Source organism: Streptomyces sp. NPDC017202 (assembly GCF_044331705.1).
GTDB lineage: Bacteria > Actinomycetota > Actinomycetes > Streptomycetales > Streptomycetaceae > Streptomyces.
The window spans coordinates 1-19,066 of record NZ_JBIRNP010000023.1 but is presented as its reverse complement, the minus strand read 5'-3'; the positions used below and the strand labels follow the sequence as shown (position 1 = coordinate 19,066).

The 19,066-nt window shown below is 72.9% G+C and carries 19 protein-coding genes; 7 read left to right on the top strand and 12 right to left on the bottom strand.

Features of this window, described 5'->3' with window-relative positions; all coding sequences use genetic code 11:
- The first annotated feature begins 91 nt into the window (after positions 1-91).
- Together ACH4N1_RS30050 and ACH4N1_RS30045 are read left to right on the top strand one after the other, a co-directional pair.
- On the top strand, positions 92-1,255 hold the full coding sequence (locus tag ACH4N1_RS30050) for an adenosine deaminase (protein WP_398102232.1): 1,164 nt from the start codon (positions 92-94) through the stop codon (positions 1,253-1,255).
- Between the two features lie 133 nt (positions 1,256-1,388).
- Entirely contained in the window at positions 1,389-1,742 is a 354-nt protein-coding gene (locus ACH4N1_RS30045) for an ATP-binding protein (RefSeq protein WP_398102230.1), read from the top strand.
- A 67-nt stretch (positions 1,743-1,809) separates the two neighbouring features.
- Here ACH4N1_RS30045 and ACH4N1_RS30040 read toward each other — a convergent pair whose 3' ends face one another.
- From ACH4N1_RS30040 to afsQ1, 5 genes are all read right to left on the bottom strand, one after another.
- On the bottom strand, positions 1,810-2,013 hold the full coding sequence (locus ACH4N1_RS30040) for a PspC domain-containing protein (RefSeq protein WP_365470621.1): 204 nt from the start codon (positions 2,011-2,013) through the stop codon (positions 1,810-1,812).
- A 96-nt stretch (positions 2,014-2,109) separates the two neighbouring features.
- Positions 2,110-2,658 carry a VanZ family protein gene (locus tag ACH4N1_RS30035; RefSeq protein WP_398102228.1) on the bottom strand — a complete coding sequence of 183 codons (549 nt, stop codon included), beginning with the start codon at positions 2,656-2,658 and terminating at the stop codon, positions 2,110-2,112.
- 95 nt (positions 2,659-2,753) lie between these two features.
- Positions 2,754-3,365, bottom strand: a complete 612-nt coding sequence (locus tag ACH4N1_RS30030; RefSeq protein ID WP_398102225.1) for a hypothetical protein — start codon at positions 3,363-3,365, stop codon at positions 2,754-2,756.
- Positions 3,362-4,918: an ATP-binding protein gene (locus tag ACH4N1_RS30025; RefSeq protein ID WP_398102222.1), complete on the bottom strand. Its 1,557-nt coding sequence runs from the start codon at positions 4,916-4,918 to the stop codon at positions 3,362-3,364. Before ACH4N1_RS30025 ends, ACH4N1_RS30030 begins: the two co-directional genes overlap by 4 nt.
- Positions 4,915-5,592 (bottom strand): two-component system response regulator AfsQ1, encoded by a 678-nt coding sequence (gene afsQ1 / locus ACH4N1_RS30020; RefSeq protein WP_366059737.1) that lies wholly within the window; start codon positions 5,590-5,592, stop codon positions 4,915-4,917. Before afsQ1 ends, ACH4N1_RS30025 begins: the two co-directional genes overlap by 4 nt.
- 596 nt (positions 5,593-6,188) lie before the next feature.
- On the opposite strand from afsQ1, the gene ACH4N1_RS30015 reads away from it, so the two are divergent.
- Positions 6,189-6,983, top strand: a complete 795-nt coding sequence (locus tag ACH4N1_RS30015) for a SigE family RNA polymerase sigma factor (RefSeq protein WP_382791098.1) — start codon at positions 6,189-6,191, stop codon at positions 6,981-6,983.
- A 276-nt stretch (positions 6,984-7,259) separates the two neighbouring features.
- Here the strand turns inward: ACH4N1_RS30015 and ACH4N1_RS30010 are convergent, their stop codons facing one another.
- A complete protein-coding gene (locus ACH4N1_RS30010) occupies positions 7,260-7,898 on the bottom strand; it encodes a uridine kinase (protein ID WP_398102219.1) in 639 nt (212 codons plus the stop codon).
- A gap of 128 nt (positions 7,899-8,026) precedes the next feature.
- Here ACH4N1_RS30010 and ACH4N1_RS30005 point away from each other — a divergent pair, with 128 nt between their 5' ends.
- Positions 8,027-8,440 carry a hypothetical protein gene (locus ACH4N1_RS30005; protein ID WP_398102217.1) on the top strand — a complete coding sequence of 138 codons (414 nt, stop codon included), beginning with the start codon at positions 8,027-8,029 and terminating at the stop codon, positions 8,438-8,440.
- Between the two features lie 90 nt (positions 8,441-8,530).
- On the opposite strand, the gene ACH4N1_RS30000 is transcribed toward ACH4N1_RS30005, so the two are convergent.
- The 3 genes from ACH4N1_RS30000 to deoC are packed head-to-tail and all read right to left on the bottom strand — an operon-like array spanning position 8,531 to position 11,856.
- Positions 8,531-9,424, bottom strand: a complete 894-nt coding sequence (locus ACH4N1_RS30000) for an aldehyde dehydrogenase family protein (protein WP_398102215.1) — start codon at positions 9,422-9,424, stop codon at positions 8,531-8,533.
- Positions 9,425-10,882: an aldehyde dehydrogenase family protein gene (locus ACH4N1_RS29995; protein ID WP_398102212.1), complete on the bottom strand. Its 1,458-nt coding sequence runs from the start codon at positions 10,880-10,882 to the stop codon at positions 9,425-9,427.
- A gap of 5 nt (positions 10,883-10,887) precedes the next feature.
- Positions 10,888-11,856, bottom strand: coding sequence for a deoxyribose-phosphate aldolase (gene deoC / locus ACH4N1_RS29990; RefSeq protein WP_398102462.1), 969 nt, complete (start codon positions 11,854-11,856; stop codon positions 10,888-10,890).
- Positions 11,857-12,057: 201 nt separating this feature from the next.
- Between deoC and ACH4N1_RS29985 the strand changes: the two genes are divergently transcribed.
- Positions 12,058-12,765 (top strand): PH domain-containing protein, encoded by a 708-nt coding sequence (locus tag ACH4N1_RS29985; RefSeq protein ID WP_398102209.1) that lies wholly within the window; start codon positions 12,058-12,060, stop codon positions 12,763-12,765.
- 114 nt (positions 12,766-12,879) lie between these two features.
- On the opposite strand, the gene ACH4N1_RS29980 is transcribed toward ACH4N1_RS29985, so the two are convergent.
- The 3 genes from ACH4N1_RS29980 to ACH4N1_RS29970 form a co-directional block, all read right to left on the bottom strand.
- On the bottom strand, positions 12,880-14,511 hold the full coding sequence (locus ACH4N1_RS29980; protein WP_398102206.1) for a phospho-sugar mutase: 1,632 nt from the start codon (positions 14,509-14,511) through the stop codon (positions 12,880-12,882).
- A gap of 212 nt (positions 14,512-14,723) precedes the next feature.
- Positions 14,724-15,548 (bottom strand): purine-nucleoside phosphorylase, encoded by an 825-nt coding sequence (locus ACH4N1_RS29975; RefSeq protein WP_398102203.1) that lies wholly within the window; start codon positions 15,546-15,548, stop codon positions 14,724-14,726.
- Positions 15,549-15,680: 132 nt separating this feature from the next.
- Positions 15,681-16,118 (bottom strand): gamma-glutamylcyclotransferase, encoded by a 438-nt coding sequence (locus tag ACH4N1_RS29970; RefSeq protein WP_398102200.1) that lies wholly within the window; start codon positions 16,116-16,118, stop codon positions 15,681-15,683.
- Positions 16,119-16,235: 117 nt separating this feature from the next.
- Between ACH4N1_RS29970 and ACH4N1_RS29965 the strand changes: the two genes are divergently transcribed.
- Entirely contained in the window at positions 16,236-17,684 is a 1,449-nt protein-coding gene (locus tag ACH4N1_RS29965) for an NAD(P)H-quinone dehydrogenase (RefSeq protein ID WP_398102197.1), read from the top strand.
- Positions 17,685-17,889: 205 nt separating this feature from the next.
- Positions 17,890-18,852, top strand: coding sequence for a DeoR/GlpR family DNA-binding transcription regulator (locus ACH4N1_RS29960; RefSeq protein ID WP_398102194.1), 963 nt, complete (start codon positions 17,890-17,892; stop codon positions 18,850-18,852).
- Positions 18,853-19,066: the final 214 nt, after the last annotated feature.

Below are 19,066 nucleotides of genomic sequence, written 5' to 3'. Positions count from 1 at the left end.
CGGTGTACTCCACCCGGCCGTGCGGTCACCGTTGCGTATCGACCGAGTGGTCCACCGGGCGGTCTACGCGCGTAGGAGTTAGAGTGCGGAAATGACGAGCCAGAGCATCCAGAAGGGCGCCGCCCCCAGCCCGGAGCAGATCCGCCGGGCGCCCAAGGTTCTGCTGCACGACCATCTCGACGGCGGACTGCGGCCCGGCACCGTCGTCGACCTCGCCCGGGACGCCGGGTACACCCGCCTCCCCGAGACCGACCCCGACAAGCTCGGCATCTGGTTCCGGGAGGCCGCCGACTCCGGTTCGCTGGAACGGTACTTGGAGACCTTCTCCCACACCGTCGCCGTCATGCAGACCCGCGAGGCGCTGGTCCGGGTCGCCCGCGAGTGCGCCGAGGACCTCGCCGAGGACGGCGTCGTCTACGCCGAGGTGCGGTACGCGCCCGAGCAGCACCTCGACGGCGGCCTCACCCTCGAGGAGGTCGTCGAGGCCGTCGACGAGGGCTTCCGGGACGGCGAGCGGATCGCCCGCGAGAACGGCCACCGGATCCGCGTCGGCGCCCTGCTCACCGCGATGCGGCACGCCGCCCGTGCGCTGGAGATCGCCGAACTCGCCAACCGCCACCGCGACCGGGGCGTCGTCGGCTTCGACATCGCCGGCGCGGAGGCGGGCTACCCGCCCACCCGGCACCTCGACGCCTTCGAGTACCTCAAGCGCGAGAACAACCACTTCACCATCCACGCCGGCGAGGCCTTCGGGCTGCCGTCGATCTGGCAGGCCCTCCAGTGGTGCGGCGCGGACCGGCTCGGGCACGGGGTCCGCATCATCGACGACATCGAGATCGCCGCGGACGGCTCGGTGAAGCTCGGACGGCTCGCCTCGTACGTCCGCGACAAGCGCATCCCGTTGGAGCTGTGCCCCAGCTCCAACCTCCAGACCGGGGCGGCCGCCTCGTACGCCGAGCACCCGATCGGGCTGCTGCGGCAACTGCACTTCCGGGCCACGGTGAACACCGACAACCGGCTGATGTCCGGCACCAGCATGAGCCTGGAATTCGAGCACCTTGTCGACGCGTTCGGCTATACGCTCGATGATCTCCAGTGGTTCTCCGTCAATGCTATGAAGTCAGCATTCATTCCTTTCGATGAACGACTGGCCATGATCAATGACGTGATCAAGCCCGGTTACGCAGAACTGAAGTCCGAATGGCTGTTCCGGCAGACCGCATCCACCAGCGGTTCTTCTGGCGAAGAGAGCTGATCGCCCGTTTTCCCGGGCTTTTCGTGCGGACGGGTCTTCACGATCCGTCCGCATTTCGATGTTTGCGGTGACCGGTATCCCGTGTCTACGGTCATGGACCGCTCATCTCCCCGTATTCGAGGACGCATTCATCATGAAGCAGTCTGCTGTCAAGACCCTCGGTGTCGCCGCCCTCGGCGCCGCCTTCGCCGCCGCCGGTGCGGGCGCCGCCAACGCCGCGCCGGCCGTCCCGGACGCCGCCCAGACCCTGGACGGCGTCACCAGGACGCTGCCGGCGGAGAACGTCGCCCAGGCCCTGCCGGGCGCCGGGGGCGCGCTGACGCAGGCCCAGCCGGCGCTGGGTGCGGGCCTGGCCGCGGCCCAGCCCGTCGCCCAGCAGCTCCTCGCCCAGGGGCCCACCGCCCCCGTCGCGGGTCTGCTCGGCGGTCTGCCGCTCCAGGGCCTGCCCACGCACGGGCTGCCGGTGAACGGGCTCCCGCTGGGCTGAACCGGCCCCGCCCGCACGCCGTCGGGGCGCGTCCGGTTTCCCGGGTGCGTCCCGACGGCGTCTGCGCTCACCAGGCCGTGCGGGCCTTGTCCTCGGAGGGAAGGAAGATCCACAGGGCTATGTAGAGCAGGAACTGCGGGCCCGGCAGGAGGCAGGAGAGCAGGAAGATCACGCGCATGGTCGTGGCGGACGTACCGAAGCGGCGGGCCAGCGCGGCGCACACTCCGCCGATCATGCGGCCGTGGGTGGGGCGGGCGAGGCTGCTGGACATCTGCGGCTCCTTCGTGAGCGTCGGTCCGGGGCGGGTCCTGGTCGGCCGCCCCCGGTGAACACCACGCTACGCAGACGAAGCGGATGAAACGTCGCTCTACGGGGCGATCCCGACCCTGGGAATCGTCGGGGTCAGACCCTGAGCCGGCTCCTCCGGGCCCGCGCCGTACGGCCCCCGCCGCGCACCGCGCCGGCGCAGCCGGGACCGGGCCGCCGGGACCAGCGCCACGTGGGCCAGGGCCACGCCCGTCGCGTTCAGCAGCACCGAGTCGACGTCGACCACGCGGCCGGGCACACCCGTCTGGAGCAGGGCGATCGCCAGGGACAGCAGGGTGCCCGCCGTGAGCGTGCGGACCAGGGAGGCCAGCGGGGAGACGGCCAGCCTGCCGTGCACCAGCGGGAGGAGGACGCCGAGCGGAGCCAGCAGGGCCAGGTCCTCACCGATACGGCGGACCGCCTCGGACCGGCCCAGCCTCAGGTCCGCCCGGATGCCCGCGAAGGGATGCAGGTTGGTCGGCATCACCCAGGGGACGTCCAGTGGGCGCAGCGTGAGCCAGGCTACGAACAGGAGATGTGCGACCAGGAGGACACTCCCGGCCGCGCGGATGCGGATCACGGCGCTGCCGCCGATGCCTTGACGCTGCACGTTCCCCTAGACGCGGAAGGCGGCGGGATCGGTTCCGGGGCGGGAGGGGCGTGCGTCACCCCGTCCGGCGTGGGCGTGCGTCACCCCGTCCGGCGTCAGCTGTTCGCGGCGTCCGTCGACGGGGGTTCCGCCGAGCCGGGGCGGGAGCGGACCTCGTCGGTGCACTCGTAGCGGCGGGGGCGTTCCGGCGCGGGGCCGCCCAGCACCACCGAGCCGTCGCCCTCCGCCGCCGCCGAATCGGAGAAGGTGCACACCAGCTGGGCCAGGGCGTACGACGTGAGAGCGCCGGGGGAGGTGCTCAGGCGCAGGGTGTCGTCGGGGTCCCCGGGAGCCGGGCCGCTCACCTTCGTCCCGCCGCGCACGTCCGTGCTGTAACCGGCCTCCTTCTCGGCGGCGGACGGCGACTCGGCCAGTTCGTCCAGGAGGCCCTGGGCCACCAGGACCCGGCGTCCGGAGTCCGTCGTACCGTCGGGCACCCGCAGGGCGCGGTCCACGGCCACCAGGGAGGAGCCGCACAGGAGGAACACCTGGACCGGGACGCCCCGCGCGGTCTGGGTCGTCACCTCGGGCTCGGCGAGGGAGCAGCGCACCCGTGACGGTGCCGGGCCGAAGTCGGTCGGCACCTCCGTGGCCCGGATCCCGCAGCCGGTGAGCAGCCCGGCGAGCAGGGGGAGGGCGAGCAGACGGCGTACACGGCCCCTCTTCATGAGGCGTCCCCCTTGTCCTTCTCGGACTGTTCCGCCAGTTCCGAAGCGTCCCGTGGCAGGTGCAGGGTGAACACCGCGCCGCCGTCGGGGGAGTTGGCGGCCGTGATCCTGCCGCCGTGGATGTGGGCGTTCTCCAGGGCGATGGACAGGCCCAGGCCGCTGCCCTCGGAGCGGGGGCGGGAGGCGCTCGCCTTGTAGAAGCGGTCGAAGACGTGCGGGAGGACGTCCTCGGGGATGCCGGGGCCGTGGTCCCGGACGGCGATGACGACCTCGTCGTCCGACTCCCGGATCGAGACGCGTACCGGCGAGCCGCCGTGCTTGAGGGCGTTGCCGATCAGGTTGGCCATGATCACGTCCAGGCGGCGCGGGTCGAGGCGGGCGTGGATGCCGCGCTCGGAGTCCAGTTCCACCGCGTCGAGCCAGGCGCGCGCGTCGATGCAGTGGGTGATCTGGTCGGCGACGTCGACGTCGTCCAGGACCAGGCGGGCCGTTCCGGCGTCGAAGCGGGTGACCTCCATCAGGTTCTCGACCAGGTCACCGAGGCGCCGGGTCTCGCTGACGACGAGGCGGACCGCCGGTTCGATCATCGGGTCGATGCTGCCGGACTCCGCGTCCAGTTCCTCTTCCAGCACCTCGGTGACGGCGGTGATCGCGGTGAGCGGGGTGCGCAGTTCGTGGCTCATGTCCGCGACGAAGCGGCGGGACGCGTCGTCGCGGGCCGCCATGTCCGCCACCCGCTTCTCCAGGGCCTCGGCCGTTCGGTTGAAGGTGCGCGACAGATCGGCCAGTTCGTCCGTGCCCGAGACCAGCAGCCGGGTGTCCAGCTTGCCCTCGCCGAGGCGCCGGGCGGCCACGCCGAGGCGGTGCACCGGCTTCAGCACGGTCGTGGCGGCGGCCTGCGCGAGCAGCGCCGCGCCGATCAGCGCGAGACCGGTGGCGATCCCCAGCGACCAGGCGAGGGAGTTGAGGTCCTTGGCCTCCGGCTCGAGCGACTTGCGCATGTAGCCGGTCGGGCCGCCGCCGATCACCTTCGTGCCGGCCACCAGGTACGGCGTGCCGTGGTCGACCACCCGCTGCCAGTACAGGTGGTACGGCGACTTGTCGCCGGAGGAGGCGTCCTGCTCCTTGTTGACGGCCGCGCGCAGCGACTCGGGCACTGCCTCCAGGGAGAAGCCGTTCAGGCCCCCGGAGTTGCCGTACACGGCCGTGCCGGCGGTGTCCTCGCCGACGAGCAGCACGCTGAAGCGCTGGCTGCTGTTGGCCATCTGCCCCGCGGTGTGCTGGAGTTCGTCCTGCGACGGATGCTCGGGCAGCGAGCCCGCCCGGTTCTGCATCTCCTGCTCGAAGTCCCGCAGCACCGCGCCCTGGGTGCGCGTGAGCACGGCCTCGCGGTTGAGCCAGTACGCGATGCCCGAAGCGGACACCGCGGCGGTCAGCGCCACCGCTCCGAAGACCATGACGAGCCGCAGCCGCAGGCTGGTGAACCGCAGCCGTGAAAGATGCCCCCTGCGCGCCGCGGACCAGCCGCGGACCCCCCCTTGCGCTCGTGTCACTGAGGGGCGTCCAGGCGGTAGCCGACTCCGCGCACGGTGCGGATGAGGGTGGGGGAGGACGGCACGTCCTCGACCTTGGCGCGCAGCCGCTGGACGCACGCGTCCACCAGCCGTGAGTCACCCAGGTAGTCGTGCTCCCAGACCAGCCGCAGCAACTGCTGCCGGGACAGCGCCTGTCCGGGGCGTCGGCTCAGCTCCAGCAGCAGCCGCAGCTCGGTCGGGGTGAGCTGGAGGTCCTCGCCGTTCTTCGTCACCGTCATCGCCGCCCGGTCGATGACGAGGCTGCCGAAGGTCGCGGCGTCGTTCGACTCGCGCTCCCCGCGCCGCAGCACGGCCCGGATCCGGGCGTCTAGGACCCGCCCCTGCACCGGTTTGACGACGTAGTCGTCGGCGCCGGACTCCAGTCCCACCACCACGTCGATGTCGTCGTTGCGCGCGGTGAGCAGAATGATCGGCAGCTGGTCGGTGCGCCGGATACGGCGGCACACCTCGAACCCGTCGATGCCGGGCAGCATCACGTCCAGCACGATCAGATCCGGCCGCTGCTCGCGCAGCAGCTTCAGACCGTCCTCACCGCTCGCAGCGGTCGCCACCCGGTGTCCCTGGCGCGTCAGTGAGAGCTCCAGGGCCGTACGGATGGCGTCGTCGTCCTCGATCAGCAACAGGGAAGGCACGGGCTCATTCTGGCCCATGGAGGGCCTGTCGTTCGACCCGTGGTCCGGGCCCGGGTGCCGCGGGTGCGCGGTTTCCGCGCCGCGCGCGGCGCGCGGCGGCTCGGAGGGCGCCCCGCGAGCGCCGGTACGGAGGCCGGGCCCCGGTCCGCCGCCGGCCCGCGGACCTGCCTGTTCGAACGGTTTCGGGCAGCCCGCCGGGCGTGCGCGGACCGGGGCGGCGGTACGTGTCACCGGCCGGTCGCGGTGCCGGCGCCGCGCGTGCGCGGACCGACGCGTCCGGCCGGTCCCCGGAGACGGTCCTGCCCCCCTGGAGACCGGCCGGGCCGGGGAGCACCGGCCGGCCCTCGCCGCCCGGCCGGTGCTCCCCCGCCCCGCGTTCCCGCGCCGACCCGGGCGAAGCCGCGCCCGCGGCTACCGGCAACGCCTGTGCGGGATCTGTGGTGTCGCCGTGACGGGCCCCTGTGACAGGTCTGTGACAGTCGACGGACACGGCGATGAAGTGGCGTCGGCAAGCTTCTCGGCACGGGCAGGGAAGCAGGACACCGAGCCCGGAACGACAGACCGAATCACCGCAAGTCCACGACGGGGGGCGCGAGATGAACACGCTGCACAGCCTGAACACCAGCGCAGTGATCACGCGCCTGCACGACGTGAACCGGGGTTCGGAGAGGTCCGGTGCCGACGGGGGTGCCTCCCGCGCCGGTTTCGAGCGCGGGGGGCGGGGGTGCGCCCGCGGCACCGGGCGTCAGCACACCGGGTTCATGACGGTGGTCGACGCGAACACGGGGGAGACGCCCGCGGCGGCAGCCGCCACGGGTACGGCCGGGGGAGCCGCGTACAGGGAGGACACGGGGGAGCGCCGTTCGCTGTCGGAAGCGGAGTTCACCGCCTACGTCCAGGAGCGCCGCGCCTCCCTGTACGCCACCGCCTACCACCTCACCGGTGACCGCTTCGAGGCCGAGGACCTGCTCCAGAGCGCGCTGTTCTCGACCTACCGGGCGTGGGACCGGATCAGCGACAAGGCGGCCGTCGGCGGATACCTCCGGCGGACCATGACCAACCTGCACATCAGCGCGTGGCGCCGCCGCAAGCTGAACGAGTACCCGACCGAGGAACTGCCGGAGACGGCCGGCGACACGGACGCGATGCGCGGCACCGAACTGCGCACGGTCCTGTGGCAGGCGCTGGCCCGGCTGCCCGAACTCCAGCGGACGATGCTGGTCCTGCGGTACTACGAGGGCCGCACCGACCCGGAGATCGCGGGCATCCTCGGCATCAGTGTCGGCACGGTGAAGTCCAGCATCTGGCGGTCGCTCCGCCGGCTGCGGGAGGACGAGGTCCTCAGCTTCGGCCGTGACGAGGAGGACGCCTTCGGCGAGTTGGTCGCCTGAGGCGCACGGGGGATCCGGCTTCCGGTCACGGAAGCCGGTGCACGGGGGAAACGGGGGAAACGGGGGGGAACGGGGGAACGGGGAAAGCGGTACCGGGGGCCCGACGGGGGACGTGGGGAACGAGCGGTACCGCGCACGTGCACGGGGGAGCACCACCCGGGGGGGACACGGGGGAGCACGAAGGGGAGCGGGGCTGGAGGGCCGGGGGGTCCGTCCAGTCCCGCTTTCCCGCGTCTCCGGGCGGGTGTTCCCGGCTTCCCGCGCGCCCGACCGGCGTCAGGCCGCCGTGCGGGCCGCCGGGGCGCGGTGGCCGGCCGCCGCGGCCGCCAGGCGGTCCAGCGCCTCGTCGCGGTCGCAGGCGTGGGCGCCGAGCGCCCTCTGGCGGGCCACGATGGAGCGTTCGGCGCGCATCAGGCGCCAGCCGCGGCGCAGCAGGAACGGCACGGACTTGCGGCCCTCCCGCAGATCCCGCAGGAAACGGCGGCGGAACGTCTTCACCGGGCCGCGGCTCAGGCACAGCGCGTCGGCCAGCACGCCCAGTTCACGGCAGCGGTCGACGATCTCGGCGGCGAAGATGCCCTCCGCGAGGAACAGCGGGGTCCGTCCGATCCCGACGCTCTCCGTGCCGGTGCGGGCGCTCAGCGAGATGTCGTACACGGGCACCTCGGTACGGCCCGTGCGGCACAGGTCGACGATGGCGGCGACGGCCGTGTCCGCGTCCCAGGAACCGGGGTCGTCCCAGTCGATGTCGGAGCTTCCCGCGACCAGCGGCAGCGTCGGGTCGTCGCCCTCCTTGTAGAAGTCGTCGAGGCGCAGCACCGGGAGGCCGGAGCGGGCCGCGAGGAGGGACTTGCCGGAGCCGGAAGGGCCGCAGAGCAGCACGACTCGCGTGGGTACGGGCGGATGGGGACTCACGGGACACCAGTGTGAGGCATCGGCCGGGCCGTCAACGACCCCGCGGGTCGGCTTTGCAGCGCGCATCACACCGCAACTACCCTACGTGTCGACCGTATTACCCAGCGCACCAGAAGGTGGCATCGCCGATGGCCCGACACGCCTCCCCCCACAGCCCCACCGCCCAGCGCGCCCTGATCGCCCTCGCGACCGTCGGAGTGGCGCTGGGAGCCGGCGCGACGACGGCGTCCGCGAACGAGGCGGAGACCGTGGCGGGCGTGGCGCACACCCGTCCGACCTCGCTCGGCGACGTGGACCCGCAGGCCGGCCTGCGGGCGCTGACCGGCACGGTCGGCTACGTCACCGGCCCGCTCGCCGGCCTCAAGCCCAACCCGCTCGCGGGCACCGGCGTCGACCCGCTCGACAACGGCGTCGGCACCCAGCTCGGCGACTTCCGGCCGCTCACCTCGCAGGCCCTGACGGGGCCGGTGGCGCAGGCGCCGTCGATCGGGTCGATCCCGGTGCTCGGACAGGTGACGGGGCTGCTGGGCGGCCGGTCGTAGCGCACGCGCGCGGAAGAGGGCCGCGGCCTCCCCGGGCGGGGAGAGGGCGCGGCCCTCCGGCTTCTCGCGACGGCTCAGTGGCGCGACGGCTCAGTAGGACGAGCCGGACGCGCCCAGCGAACCCGTCGGGTGCCAGACCGTCTTCGTCTCCAGGAACGCCGTCATGCGGTCGGTGCCGGGCGTCGCCCGCCAGTCGTCCACAGGCTGTGGACGCAGGACGCGCTTGAGGTTGTCGGCCGCCGCGACCTCCAGCTCCTTCGCCAGCACGTCGTCGGCGCCGGCCAGGTCGATCGCGTTGACGTCCTGGTGCGCCGCCAGGGGCGCCGCGATCTCCGCCGTACGGCCGGAGAGGACGTTGACGACACCGCCGGGCAGGTCGGAGGTGGCCAGGACCTCGCCCAGGGACAGGGCCGGGAGCGGGGACCGCTCGCTCGCGATCACGACCGCCGTGTTGCCCGTGGCGATGACCGGGGCCACCACCGAGACCAGGCCCAGGAACGACGACTCCTGCGGGGCGAGGACCGCGACCACGCCCGTCGGCTCCGGGGACGACAGGTTGAAGTACGGGCCCGCCACCGGGTTCCCGCCCCCCACGACCTGGGCGATCTTGTCGGTCCAGCCCGCGTACCAGACCCAGCGGTCGATCGTGGCCTCTACCTGCTCGGCGGCCTTCGACTTCGACAGGCCCTCCGCGTCGGCGACCTCGTGCACGAACTGGCTCTTGCGGCCCTCCAGCATCTCGGCGACCCGGTAGAGGACCTGGCCCCGGTTGTAGGCCGTCGCGCCGGACCACGCGCCGAACGCCTTGCGCGCGGCCACGACCGCGTCACGGGCGTCCTTGCGGGAGGAGAGCGGCGCGTTCGCCAGCCACTTGCCCTTTGCGTCGGTCACCTCGTACACCCGGCCGCTCTCGGAACGCGGGAACTTCCCGCCGACGTACAGCTTGTAGGTCTTGAAGACGCTCAAACGGTCAACTGCACTCATTTATCGCTCGCCCTCCGGGCTCGACGGGGCGAGGTACGCCTCCAGGCCGTGGCGGCCGCCCTCGCGGCCGAAGCCCGACTCCTTGTAGCCGCCGAACGGCGAGGTCGGGTCGAACTTGTTGAACGTGTTGGACCAGACGACACCGGCCCGGAGCCTGCTCGCGACCGCGAGGATGCGGGAGCCCTTCTCCGTCCAGATGCCCGCCGACAGGCCGTACGGCGTGTTGTTGGCCTTGGCGACGGCCTCGTCCGGGGTGCGGAAGGTGAGGACCGACAGGACCGGACCGAAGATCTCGTCGCGGGCCACCGTGTGCGCCTGCGTGACGTTCGTGAACAGCGTCGGGGCGAACCAGAAACCGGAGGTGGGCAGTTCGCACGCCGGGGACCAGCGTTCCGCGCCCTCCGCCTCGCCGCGCTCCACCAGCGAGGTGATGCGCGCGAGCTGCTCGGCGGAGTTGATCGCGCCGATGTCGGTGTTCTTGTCCAGCGGGTCGCCCAGGCGCAGCGTGCCGAGCCTGCGCTTGAGGGAGTCCAGCAGCTCGTCGTGGATCGACTCCTGGACCAGCAGGCGCGAACCCGCGCAGCAGACCTGGCCCTGGTTGAAGAAGATGCCGCTGACGATGCCCTCGACGGCCTGGTCCAGGGGTGCGTCGTCGAAGACGATGTTCGCGCCCTTGCCGCCCAGTTCGAGGGTGAGCTTCTTGCGGGTGCCCGCGACGGTCCGCGCGATCTCCTTGCCGACCGCCGTGGAACCGGTGAAGGCGACCTTGTTCACGTCGGGGTGCGCGACCAGCGCGGCACCCGTGTCGCCGTAGCCGGGAAGGATGTTGACGACGCCCCTGGGCAGACCCGCCTGGCGGCAGATGTCGGCGAAGAACAGGGCCGACAGGGGGGTGGTCTCGGCGGGCTTGAGGACCACCGTGTTGCCCGTCGCCAGGGCCGGGGCGATCTTCCACGCCAGCATCAGCAGCGGGAAGTTCCAGGGGATGACCTGGCCCGCGACGCCCAGCGGGCGCGGGTTCGCGCCGAACCCGGCGTGGTCCAGCTTGTCGGCCCAGCCCGCGTAGTAGAAGAAGTGCGCGGCGACCAGGGGGAGGTCGGCGTCGCGGGTCTCCTTGATCGGCTTGCCGTTGTCCAGCGTCTCCAGGACGGCCAGTTCGCGGCTGCGCTCCTGGATGATCCGGGCGATGCGGAACAGGTACTTCGCGCGCTCCGAGCCGGGCAGCGCCGACCACTTCTCGAACGCCTTGCGGGCCGCCCGCACGGCACGGTCGACGTCCTCGGCGCCGGCCCGGGCGACCTCGGACAGCACCTCCTCGGTCGACGGGGACACCGTCTTGAAGACCTTGCCGTCGGCGGCCTCGGTGAACTCGCCGTCGATGAACAGGCCGTAGGAGGGCGCGATGTCGACGACCGAGCGGGACTCGGGCGCCGGTGCGTACTCGAACAGAGAAGCCATGGTGATCAGTCCACCGTCACGTAGTCGGGGCCGGAGTAGCGGCCGGTGGCCAGCTTCTGACGCTGCATCAGCAGGTCGTTCAGCAGCGAGGAGGCGCCGAAGCGGAACCAGTGGTTGTCCAGCCAGTCCTCACCCACGGTCTCGTTGACCAGGACCAGGAACTTGACGGCGTCCTTGGTGGTGCGGATGCCGCCGGCCGGCTTCACGCCGACCTGCACGCCGGTCTGCGCGCGGAAGTCGCGGACGGCCTCCAGCATCAGGAGGGTGTTCGCGGGCGTCGCGTTCACCGCGACCTTGCCGGTGGACGTCTTGATGAAGTCCGCCCCGGCGAGCATGCCGAGCCAGCTGGCACGGCGGATGTTGTCGTACGTCGACAGCTCGCCCGTCTCGAAGATGACCTTCAGGCGGGCGCTCGTGCCGCAGGCCTCCTTCACGGCGGTGATCTCGTCGTACACCTTCAGGTACCTGCCCGCGAGGAACGCGCCGCGGTCGATGACCATGTCGATCTCGTCGGCGCCCGCGTCGACGGCGTCGCGGACGTCCGCCAGCTTCACGCCGAGGGCGGCGCGGCCCGCCGGGAAGGCGGTGGCGACGGAGGCGACCTTGACGGACGAGCCGGCGACGGCGGCCTTCGCGGTGGCGACCATGTCCGGGTACACGCAGACCGCGGCGGTCGAGGGGGTCGTGCGGTCGGTCGGGTCGGGGTGGACCGCCTTCGCGCCGAGCGCCCGGACCTTGCCCGGGGTGTCCGCGCCTTCCAGCGTCGTCAGGTCGACCATCGAGATGGCGAGGTCGATGGCGTACGCCTTCGCGGTCGTCTTGATGGAACGGGTGCCGAGGGCCGCGGCGCGCGCCTCCAGGCCGACCGCGTCGACGCCGGGGAGCCCGTGGAGGAAGCGGCGCAGCGTGGCGTCGGACGTGGTGACGTCCGGGAGGGGGGGTGCCGCGGTGGGTGCGGGTGCGTTGGTGGGCATGGTCACCAGACGAGCATATCTACGCGCGTAGCGGGTGTACAGCCCTCGACGGGTTCCGGGGCACCGGTGGACGAGGGGGCGGGCGCGGCGGCCGGGGGCGGGTCCGCGCGAGTGGGCTCGGGCCGCCCGCAGCGGCCGGGGCGGGCCGCCGGGCGGGGGCGTCGGGGGAGGCGGTTCGGGCGGTCGGGCAGAATCGGGGGTATGACGAGTTCGGATGAGCAGGGGCCCGTGCCGGTGACCGGTGTCAAGGACCGGGTGTACCGGTCGCCCGCGGGGTTGGCCGGCGGGGTGCTGCTGCTCGGCCTGGTCGGCTGGCTCGGTGTGGACGCGATCGTCGCCGGGCAGGGCCGGACGCCCTGGCTGGCGCTCGCCCTGCTGATCCTGCTGGTGCCGCTGGTCATCGCCTTCACCCTGCGGCCGGCCGTGTACGCCGGTGACGACCGGCTGCGGGTGCGCAACCCGTTCCGCCTGGTCGTGCTGCCCTGGGGGCAGGTCGCCTCGCTGCGGTCGGCGTACTCCAACGAGGTCGTCGCCGAGTCCGGGCAGAAGTTCCAGCTCTGGGCGATCCCGGTCTCGCTGCGGGCGCGCAAGCGGGCCGCCCGGCAGCAGGACCGTCTCACCGCGGACCAGGCCGCCGAGCGCGAGGGGCGGCCGCGCCGCAGGCGCGGCGGCTTCGGTGGATCGGCCGGGTTCGGGGGCGGGCTGTCCTCGCACGCGGGCCCGGACGTTCCCGAGGGGCCCGCGCGCGCCGAGTCCGACAAGGCCATGGACGAGCTGCGGAACCTGTGGGAAGTGCGGCAGAAGGAAGAGTCCGCGCAGGGCGAGGTGACCGTGCGCTGGGCCTGGGAGATCATGGGCCCGGCCGCCGCCGGCGCCCTGCTGCTGGCGATCCTGCTGGCCGTGGGATGACCTCGCGCCCCCGGCGGGGCTGAGGGCTGGGGGCCCGCCCGGCGGCGCCCCGCGCCCCTGCGCTCCGGATGCGGGACGGGGTGCCACCGCCCGGCGGCACCCCGTCCCCGCGGCTCAGATGCCGGCCGCCGCCGACAGGTCCCGCTTCACGGCCGCGAGCAGCTCGCTCGCGCGGGCGCGGGCCGCCGGGAGGCCGTCGGGCGAGCCGACCGGCACCACGACCTCCAGGTAGCACTTCAGCTTCGGCTCGGTGCCGCTGGGCCGTACGACCACGCGGGCCCCGTCGAGCGTGTAGCGCAGCCCGTCGGTGGGCGGCAGCCGGTCCGTGCCCAGGGTGAGGTCCTCGGCGCGGGTGATCGCCAGCCCGGCCAGCTCGGTCGGGGGCTTCTCGCGCAGCCGCTCCATCGCACGGGCGATGACCGTCAGGTCCTCCACCCGCACCGACAGCTGGTCGGTGGCGTGCAGCCCGTGCTCCACGGCGAGCTCGTCCAGCAGGTCGAGCAGCGTGCGCCCGCGCTCCTTCAGCTCGGACGCCAGCTCGGTGACGAGGAGCGCGGCGGTGATGCCGTCCTTGTCGCGTACGCCGTCGGGGTCGACGCAGTAGCCGAGGGCCTCCTCGTAGCCGTAGCGCAGGCCGTCGACGCGGGCGATCCACTTGAAGCCGGTGAGGGTCTCCTCGTACGGCAGGCCGGCCTTCTCGGCGATCCGGCCGAGCAGGGAGGAGGAGACGATCGACTCGGCGAACGTCCCGCGCGCCCCACGGCTCACCAGGTGCGCGGCGAGCAGGGCGCCGACCTCGTCGCCGCGCAGCATCCGCCACCGGTCGCCGTCCTTGACGGCCACGGCGCAGCGGTCGGCGTCCGGGTCGTTGGCGACGACCAGGTCGGGGTCGGTCTCGCGGGCCTTCGCGAACGCGAGGTCCATCGCGCCGGGCTCCTCCGGGTTGGGGAACGCGACGGTCGGGAACTCCGGGTCCGGCTCGGCCTGCTCGGCGACCAGGACCGGCTCGGGGAACCCCGCCCGGGCGAAGGCCGCCAGCAGGACGTCCTTGCCCACGCCGTGCATCGCCGTGTAGACGGTGCGCGCGGTGCGGGGCGAGCCGGTGGCGAGGACGGCGTCCGTGCGGGCCAGGTAGGCGTCGAGCACGGAGTCGTCCAGGACCTGCCAGCCGCCGTCCGGACGGGGTACGTCGGCCAGGGAGCGGATCGCGTCGATCTCGGCGGCGATCTCCGCGTCGGCGGGCGGGACGATCTGCGAACCGTCGCCCAGGTAGACCTTGTAGCCGTTGTCGCGGGGCGGGTTGTGGCTGGCGGTGACCTCCACGCCGGCGACCGCGCCCAGGTGCCTTATGGCGTAGGCCAGGACCGGCGTCGGCAGCGGGCGGGGCAGGACGGCCGCGCGCAGGCCCGCGCCGGTCATCACGGCGGCGGTGTCGCGGGCGAACGCCTCCGACTTGTGGCGGGCGTCGTAGCCGATGACGACGAGGCCGTCGTGGCTGCCCTGCTTGCGGAGGTACGCGGCGAGGCCGGCGGCGGCGCGGATGACGACGGCGCGGTTCATGCGCAGGGGGCCCGCGCCGAGTTCGCCCCGCAGGCCGGCGGTGCCGAACTGGAGGGTGCCGGCGAAGCGCGCGGTGAGTTCGGCGTGGTCCCCGGCGTCGAGGAGGGCCGCGAGTTCCTCACGGGTCTCGGGGTCGGGGTCCTCGGCGAGCCAGGTGCGGGCGCGGGCGATCAGGTCGTCGTGCACGGGTGGTCAGCCTCTCGAGTCGTACGTGCGTGGTCTCGCCCCCGCCGCCCCTTGCCTTCCCGAATCCGGGGGCTGCCACCCCCGGGCCCCGCCGTCGGCCCTGGACGGGCCTCGTCCTCGGGCGCCGGACGGGCTGGATCGACCCCCCGTCGCCTCTCGGCTCACCGCGTCGGGACGGGGAAGTGCGGGCACGGGCCGGGGGCCGGTGTCCCCTACAGCCGGTCGAGGACCCGGGTCAGCAGGGCGCCCATGCGGGTCGCGGAGTCGCGGCCGGCCTGGAGGACCTCCTCGTGGTTCAGCGGCTCGCCGGTCATCCCGGCGGCGAGGTTGGTCACCAGGGAGATGCCCAGCACCTCGGCGCCGGCCTCGCGCGCCGCGATGGCCTCCAGCACCGTCGACATGCCCACGAGGTCCGCCCCGATCACCCGGGCCATCCGGATCTCCGCCGGCGTCTCGTAGTGCGGGCCGGGGAACTGGGCGTAGACGCCCTCCTCCAGCGTGGCGTCGATCTCCTTGCACAGCGCCCGCAGCCGCGGCGAGTACAGGTCCGTCAGGTCGACGAAGTTCGCGCCGACGATCGGGGACGTCGCCGTGAGGTTGATGTGGTCGCTGATCAGCACGGGCTGACCGGGCCGCATGCCCTCGCGGAGGCCGCCGCAGCCGTTGGTCAGCACGATCGTCTTGCTGCCGGCCGCCACCGCCGTACGGACGCCGTGGGCGACGGCGGCCACCCCGCGGCCCTCGTAGTAGTGCGTGCGGCCCAGGAACACCAGGGCGCGCTTCTCGCCGATCCGGTACGAGCGGATCTTGCCACCGTGGCCCTCGACCGCCGGCGGCGGGAAACCGGGCAGCTCGGTGACCTGGAACTCGGCGTCGGGGGCGCCCAGGGCGTCCACGGCCGGTGCCCAGCCGGAGCCCATCACGAGGGCGACGTCGTGGGTCTCGGCGCCCGTCAGCTCGCGCAGGCGCGCGGCTGCGGCGTCGGCGGCGGTGTGGGGGTCGCCCTGGATGTCGTCCGGGAGAAGAGATGCGTTCACGCGATGAGGGTAGCCGGTCCGGGCCTACGCGCGTAGATGACAGAGCCCACGGGATGGCGATCGTTGTCTTGTCGTTTCCGACGAGGACGGCGGGGAACCGCGCGGAAGGGGGGGGCGAAAGGGGCCCGGACCTCAGCAGGGGCGCTTGCGCAGCTCCATCACGTAGTCGTGCGGTGCCCCCGCCGACTCCGCCGCGTCGGCCACCTCGCCCAGGTAGCGGGCGGACGGCAGCCCGCCCTCGTAGCCGTTCAGGACGTACACCCAGCCCTGTTCCTCGCCCTCCAGGGTGTGCACCCGCACCCGTGTCCGGCGGTAGATGCCGAGGCCCACGCCCTCCCACCGGTCGAGCGACTCCTCGTCCGGCGGCGCCAGGTCGTACAGCGCGACGAAGACCTGGGAGAGGGGATCCTCCACGATCGTCGCGAGCGCGCCCTCCCAGCCCAGCTGCTCGCCCCCGAACGTCAGCCGCCACCCGTTCAGCCAGCCGGTGGCGCGCAACGGCGAGTGCGGAGCGCGGCGGGACATCAGCCGCGCGTCGAGGTTGCCGGCGTACGCGGCGTAGAGCGACATGCGACGAGACTACGGCAGCCGGTCCCGCACGCCACGGCCGTCGTCCGGGGCCCCTCCGGCAACGGGCGTACCTCCCCCGGCCCCCCGGGGAAGTAGCACCCCCGCCCGTGCGGGACAATGGAGTACGTGACTCGGATCGTGATCATCGGTGGCGGACCCGGCGGATACGAGGCGGCCCTGGTGGCCGCCCAGCTCGGCGCGGAGGTGACCGTCGTCGACTGCGACGGTCTGGGCGGGGCGTCGGTGCTGACCGACTGCGTGCCGTCGAAGACCCTGATCGCCACGGCCGAGGTGATGACCACCTTCGACTCCTCCTACGAGGAGCTGGGCATCATCGTCGCCGACGACACCCCGCCGCTGGAGCAGTCGGCCCGGGTGGTCGGCGTCGACCTCGACAAGGTCAACCGGCGTGTCAAACGGCTCGCGCTCGCCCAGTCCCACGACATCACCGCCTCCGTCACCCGGGCCGGCGCCCGCGTCCTGCGCGGCCGCGGCCGGCTCCAGGGCATGCAGGCCCTCGACGGCTCCCGCCAGGTCGTCGTCACCGCCGCCGACGGCACCGAGGAGACCCTCACCGCCGACGCCGTCCTCCTCGCCACCGGCGGTCACCCCCGCGAACTGCCCGACGCCCAGCCCGACGGCGAGCGCATCCTCAACTGGACGCAGGTCTACGACCTGCGCGAACTGCCCGAGGAACTCATCGTGGTCGGCTCCGGTGTCACCGGCGCCGAGTTCGCGGGCGCCTACCAGGCCCTCGGCTCCAAGGTCACCCTCGTCTCCTCCCGCGACCGCGTGCTGCCCGGCGAGGACCCGGACGCCGCCGCCGTCCTGGAGGACGTCTTCCGCCGCCGCGGCATGAACGTCATGGCCCGCTCGCGCGCCCAGTCCGCCAAGCGCGTCGGCGACCGCGTCGAGGTCACCCTCGCCGACGGCCGGGTCATCACCGGCTCGCACTGCCTGATGGCCGTCGGCGCCATCCCCAACAGTGCGGGCCTCGGCCTGGAGGAGGCCGGCGTCAGGGTCCGCGAGTCCGGCCACATCTGGACCGACCGGGTCTCCCGCACCACCGCCCCCGGCGTGTACGCCGCGGGCGACGTGACCGGCGTCTTCGCGCTGGCCTCCGTCGCCGCCATGCAGGGCCGTATCGCCATGTACCACTTCCTCGGCGACGCGGTGGCCCCGCTCAACCTCAAGACCGTCTCGTCGAACGTCTTCACCGACCCCGAGATCGCCACCGTCGGCTACTCCCAGTCCGACGTCGACAGCGGGAAGATCGACGCCCGCGTGGTGAAGCTGCCGCTGCTGCGCAACCCGCGCGCCAAGATGCAGGGCATCCGCGACGGCTTCGTCAAGATCTTCTGCCGTCCGGGCACGGAGATCGTCGTCGGCGGTGTCGTCGTGGCGCCGCGCGCCTCCGAACTCATCCACCCCATCTCGATCGCCGTCGACAACAACCTGACGGTCGAGCAGATCGCGAACGCCTTCACGGTGTACCCGTCCCTTTCGGGCTCGATCGCCGAAGTGGCACGGCAGTTGCACACCCGGAAGACGGGCAGCGACGCGTAGGGCCGGTCCGGCGGATCGAGTCGAAGGGAACCGGCGCCGACTCCCCGCTGTTCGCGGGGAGTTCACGGGGCGTCGTGGCACGTGCGGGTGGCGCGGGCGGGGTGACCGGGGCCGTATACCACTTCGTGTGCCGCTGTGCGAACAACTTCCGCTATTCGGCGCAAAGAGCTGAAAGCAGACGGTCGCCCGCGTTACTGTCAGTTTCGTGTTCGCTGCAGAACGTCGCCAATTGATCCTCGAAATGGTGCGAGCCAACGGAGCCGTGTCGCTCCGTGAACTCGCCCGCGTCGTCCAGACCTCCGAAGTGACCGTACGGCGGGACGTGCGCGCACTGGAGGCAGAAGGACTCCTCGACCGCCGGCACGGCGGTGCGGTACTGCCGGGCGGTTTCACCCGCGAGTCCGGCTTTCCGCAGAAATCCCATCTCGCGACCGCCGAGAAGACCGCCATCGCCGACCTCGCCGCCACCTTCGTCGAAGAGGGCGAGGCCATCGTGGTCGGGGCGGGAACCACCACCCAGGAGCTGGCCCGTCGGCTCGCCCGGATCCCCGGACTCACCGTCGTCACCAACTCCCTGCTGGTGGCCCAGGCGCTGGCGCACGCCAACCGCGTGGAGGTCGTGATGACCGGCGGCACCCTGCGCGGCTCCAACTACGCCCTCGTGGGCAGCGGAGCCGAACAGTCCCTCCAGGGACTGCGGGTCTCCAAGGCCTTCCTGTCCGGGAGCGGCCTGACCGCCGAGCGCGGTCTGTCCACCTCCAACATGCTGTCGGCGTCGGTCGACCGGGCCCTCGTCCAGGCCGCCGCCGAGGTCGTCGTGCTCGCCGACCACACCAAGCTCGGCACCGACACCATGTTCCAGACGGTGCCGACGGACGTCATCACCCGCCTGGTGACCGACGAGCCGCCGGCCCACGAGGACCGGGCCGGCACCGAACTCCAGGCTCTCGCCGACCAGGGGGTGCAGATCGCCGTGGCGGGGGCGGCGGGGAACCCGGGGGGTGAGGCCGTCCCGGCGCGTCGGCAGCAGCGTCGGGACGTGGCGTTGCCGGCCCCCCGGCGGGGGCAGATGCAGGGCGCCGCGGCGGCGTTGCGGGCGGCCGCGGTACTGGGGGAGCAGGCCCCGGGGGGCGAGCGGGCGCGGGTCGCGGACATGCGACGGCGATAGCCGCCGGCGGCCGGGCGGTGCGCCTTGTCGCCGTGGGTGGTGAGGTGAGTGGGCGGGCGGCGGTCCGTCGTGGCCGGTCGCGCCCCTGCGGCGGAGCCGCTGTGGGTACGGTCCCGCGCCCCTAGGGCGTGTCTGACAATTCGCGTCGGATCAGTGCGCGGCGTCTGGTGCGGTGCATCGCAAGGCGGAGGATCGCCCGTGTACTGGATGTACT

Bases quoted from the DNA above. Each gene is read 5' to 3' on its own strand.
- ACH4N1_RS30050 (WP_398102232.1), top strand. From the start codon at position 92: ATGACGAGCCAGAGCATCCAGAAGGGCGCCGCCCCCAGCCCGGAGCAG.
- ACH4N1_RS30045 (WP_398102230.1), top strand. From the start codon at position 1,389: ATGAAGCAGTCTGCTGTCAAGACCCTCGGTGTCGCCGCCCTCGGCGCC.
- ACH4N1_RS30040 (WP_365470621.1), bottom strand. From the start codon at position 2,013: ATGTCCAGCAGCCTCGCCCGCCCCACCCACGGCCGCATGATCGGCGGA.
- ACH4N1_RS30030 (WP_398102225.1), bottom strand. From the start codon at position 3,365: ATGAAGAGGGGCCGTGTACGCCGTCTGCTCGCCCTCCCCCTGCTCGCC.
- ACH4N1_RS30015 (WP_382791098.1), top strand. From the start codon at position 6,189: ATGAACACGCTGCACAGCCTGAACACCAGCGCAGTGATCACGCGCCTG.
- ACH4N1_RS30005 (WP_398102217.1), top strand. From the start codon at position 8,027: ATGGCCCGACACGCCTCCCCCCACAGCCCCACCGCCCAGCGCGCCCTG.
- ACH4N1_RS30000 (WP_398102215.1), bottom strand. From the start codon at position 9,424: ATGAGTGCAGTTGACCGTTTGAGCGTCTTCAAGACCTACAAGCTGTAC.
- ACH4N1_RS29995 (WP_398102212.1), bottom strand. From the start codon at position 10,882: ATGGCTTCTCTGTTCGAGTACGCACCGGCGCCCGAGTCCCGCTCGGTC.
- deoC (WP_398102462.1), bottom strand. From the start codon at position 11,856: ATGCCCACCAACGCACCCGCACCCACCGCGGCACCCCCCCTCCCGGAC.
- ACH4N1_RS29985 (WP_398102209.1), top strand. From the start codon at position 12,058: ATGACGAGTTCGGATGAGCAGGGGCCCGTGCCGGTGACCGGTGTCAAG.
- ACH4N1_RS29970 (WP_398102200.1), bottom strand. From the start codon at position 16,118: ATGTCGCTCTACGCCGCGTACGCCGGCAACCTCGACGCGCGGCTGATG.
- ACH4N1_RS29965 (WP_398102197.1), top strand. From the start codon at position 16,236: ATGGAGTACGTGACTCGGATCGTGATCATCGGTGGCGGACCCGGCGGA.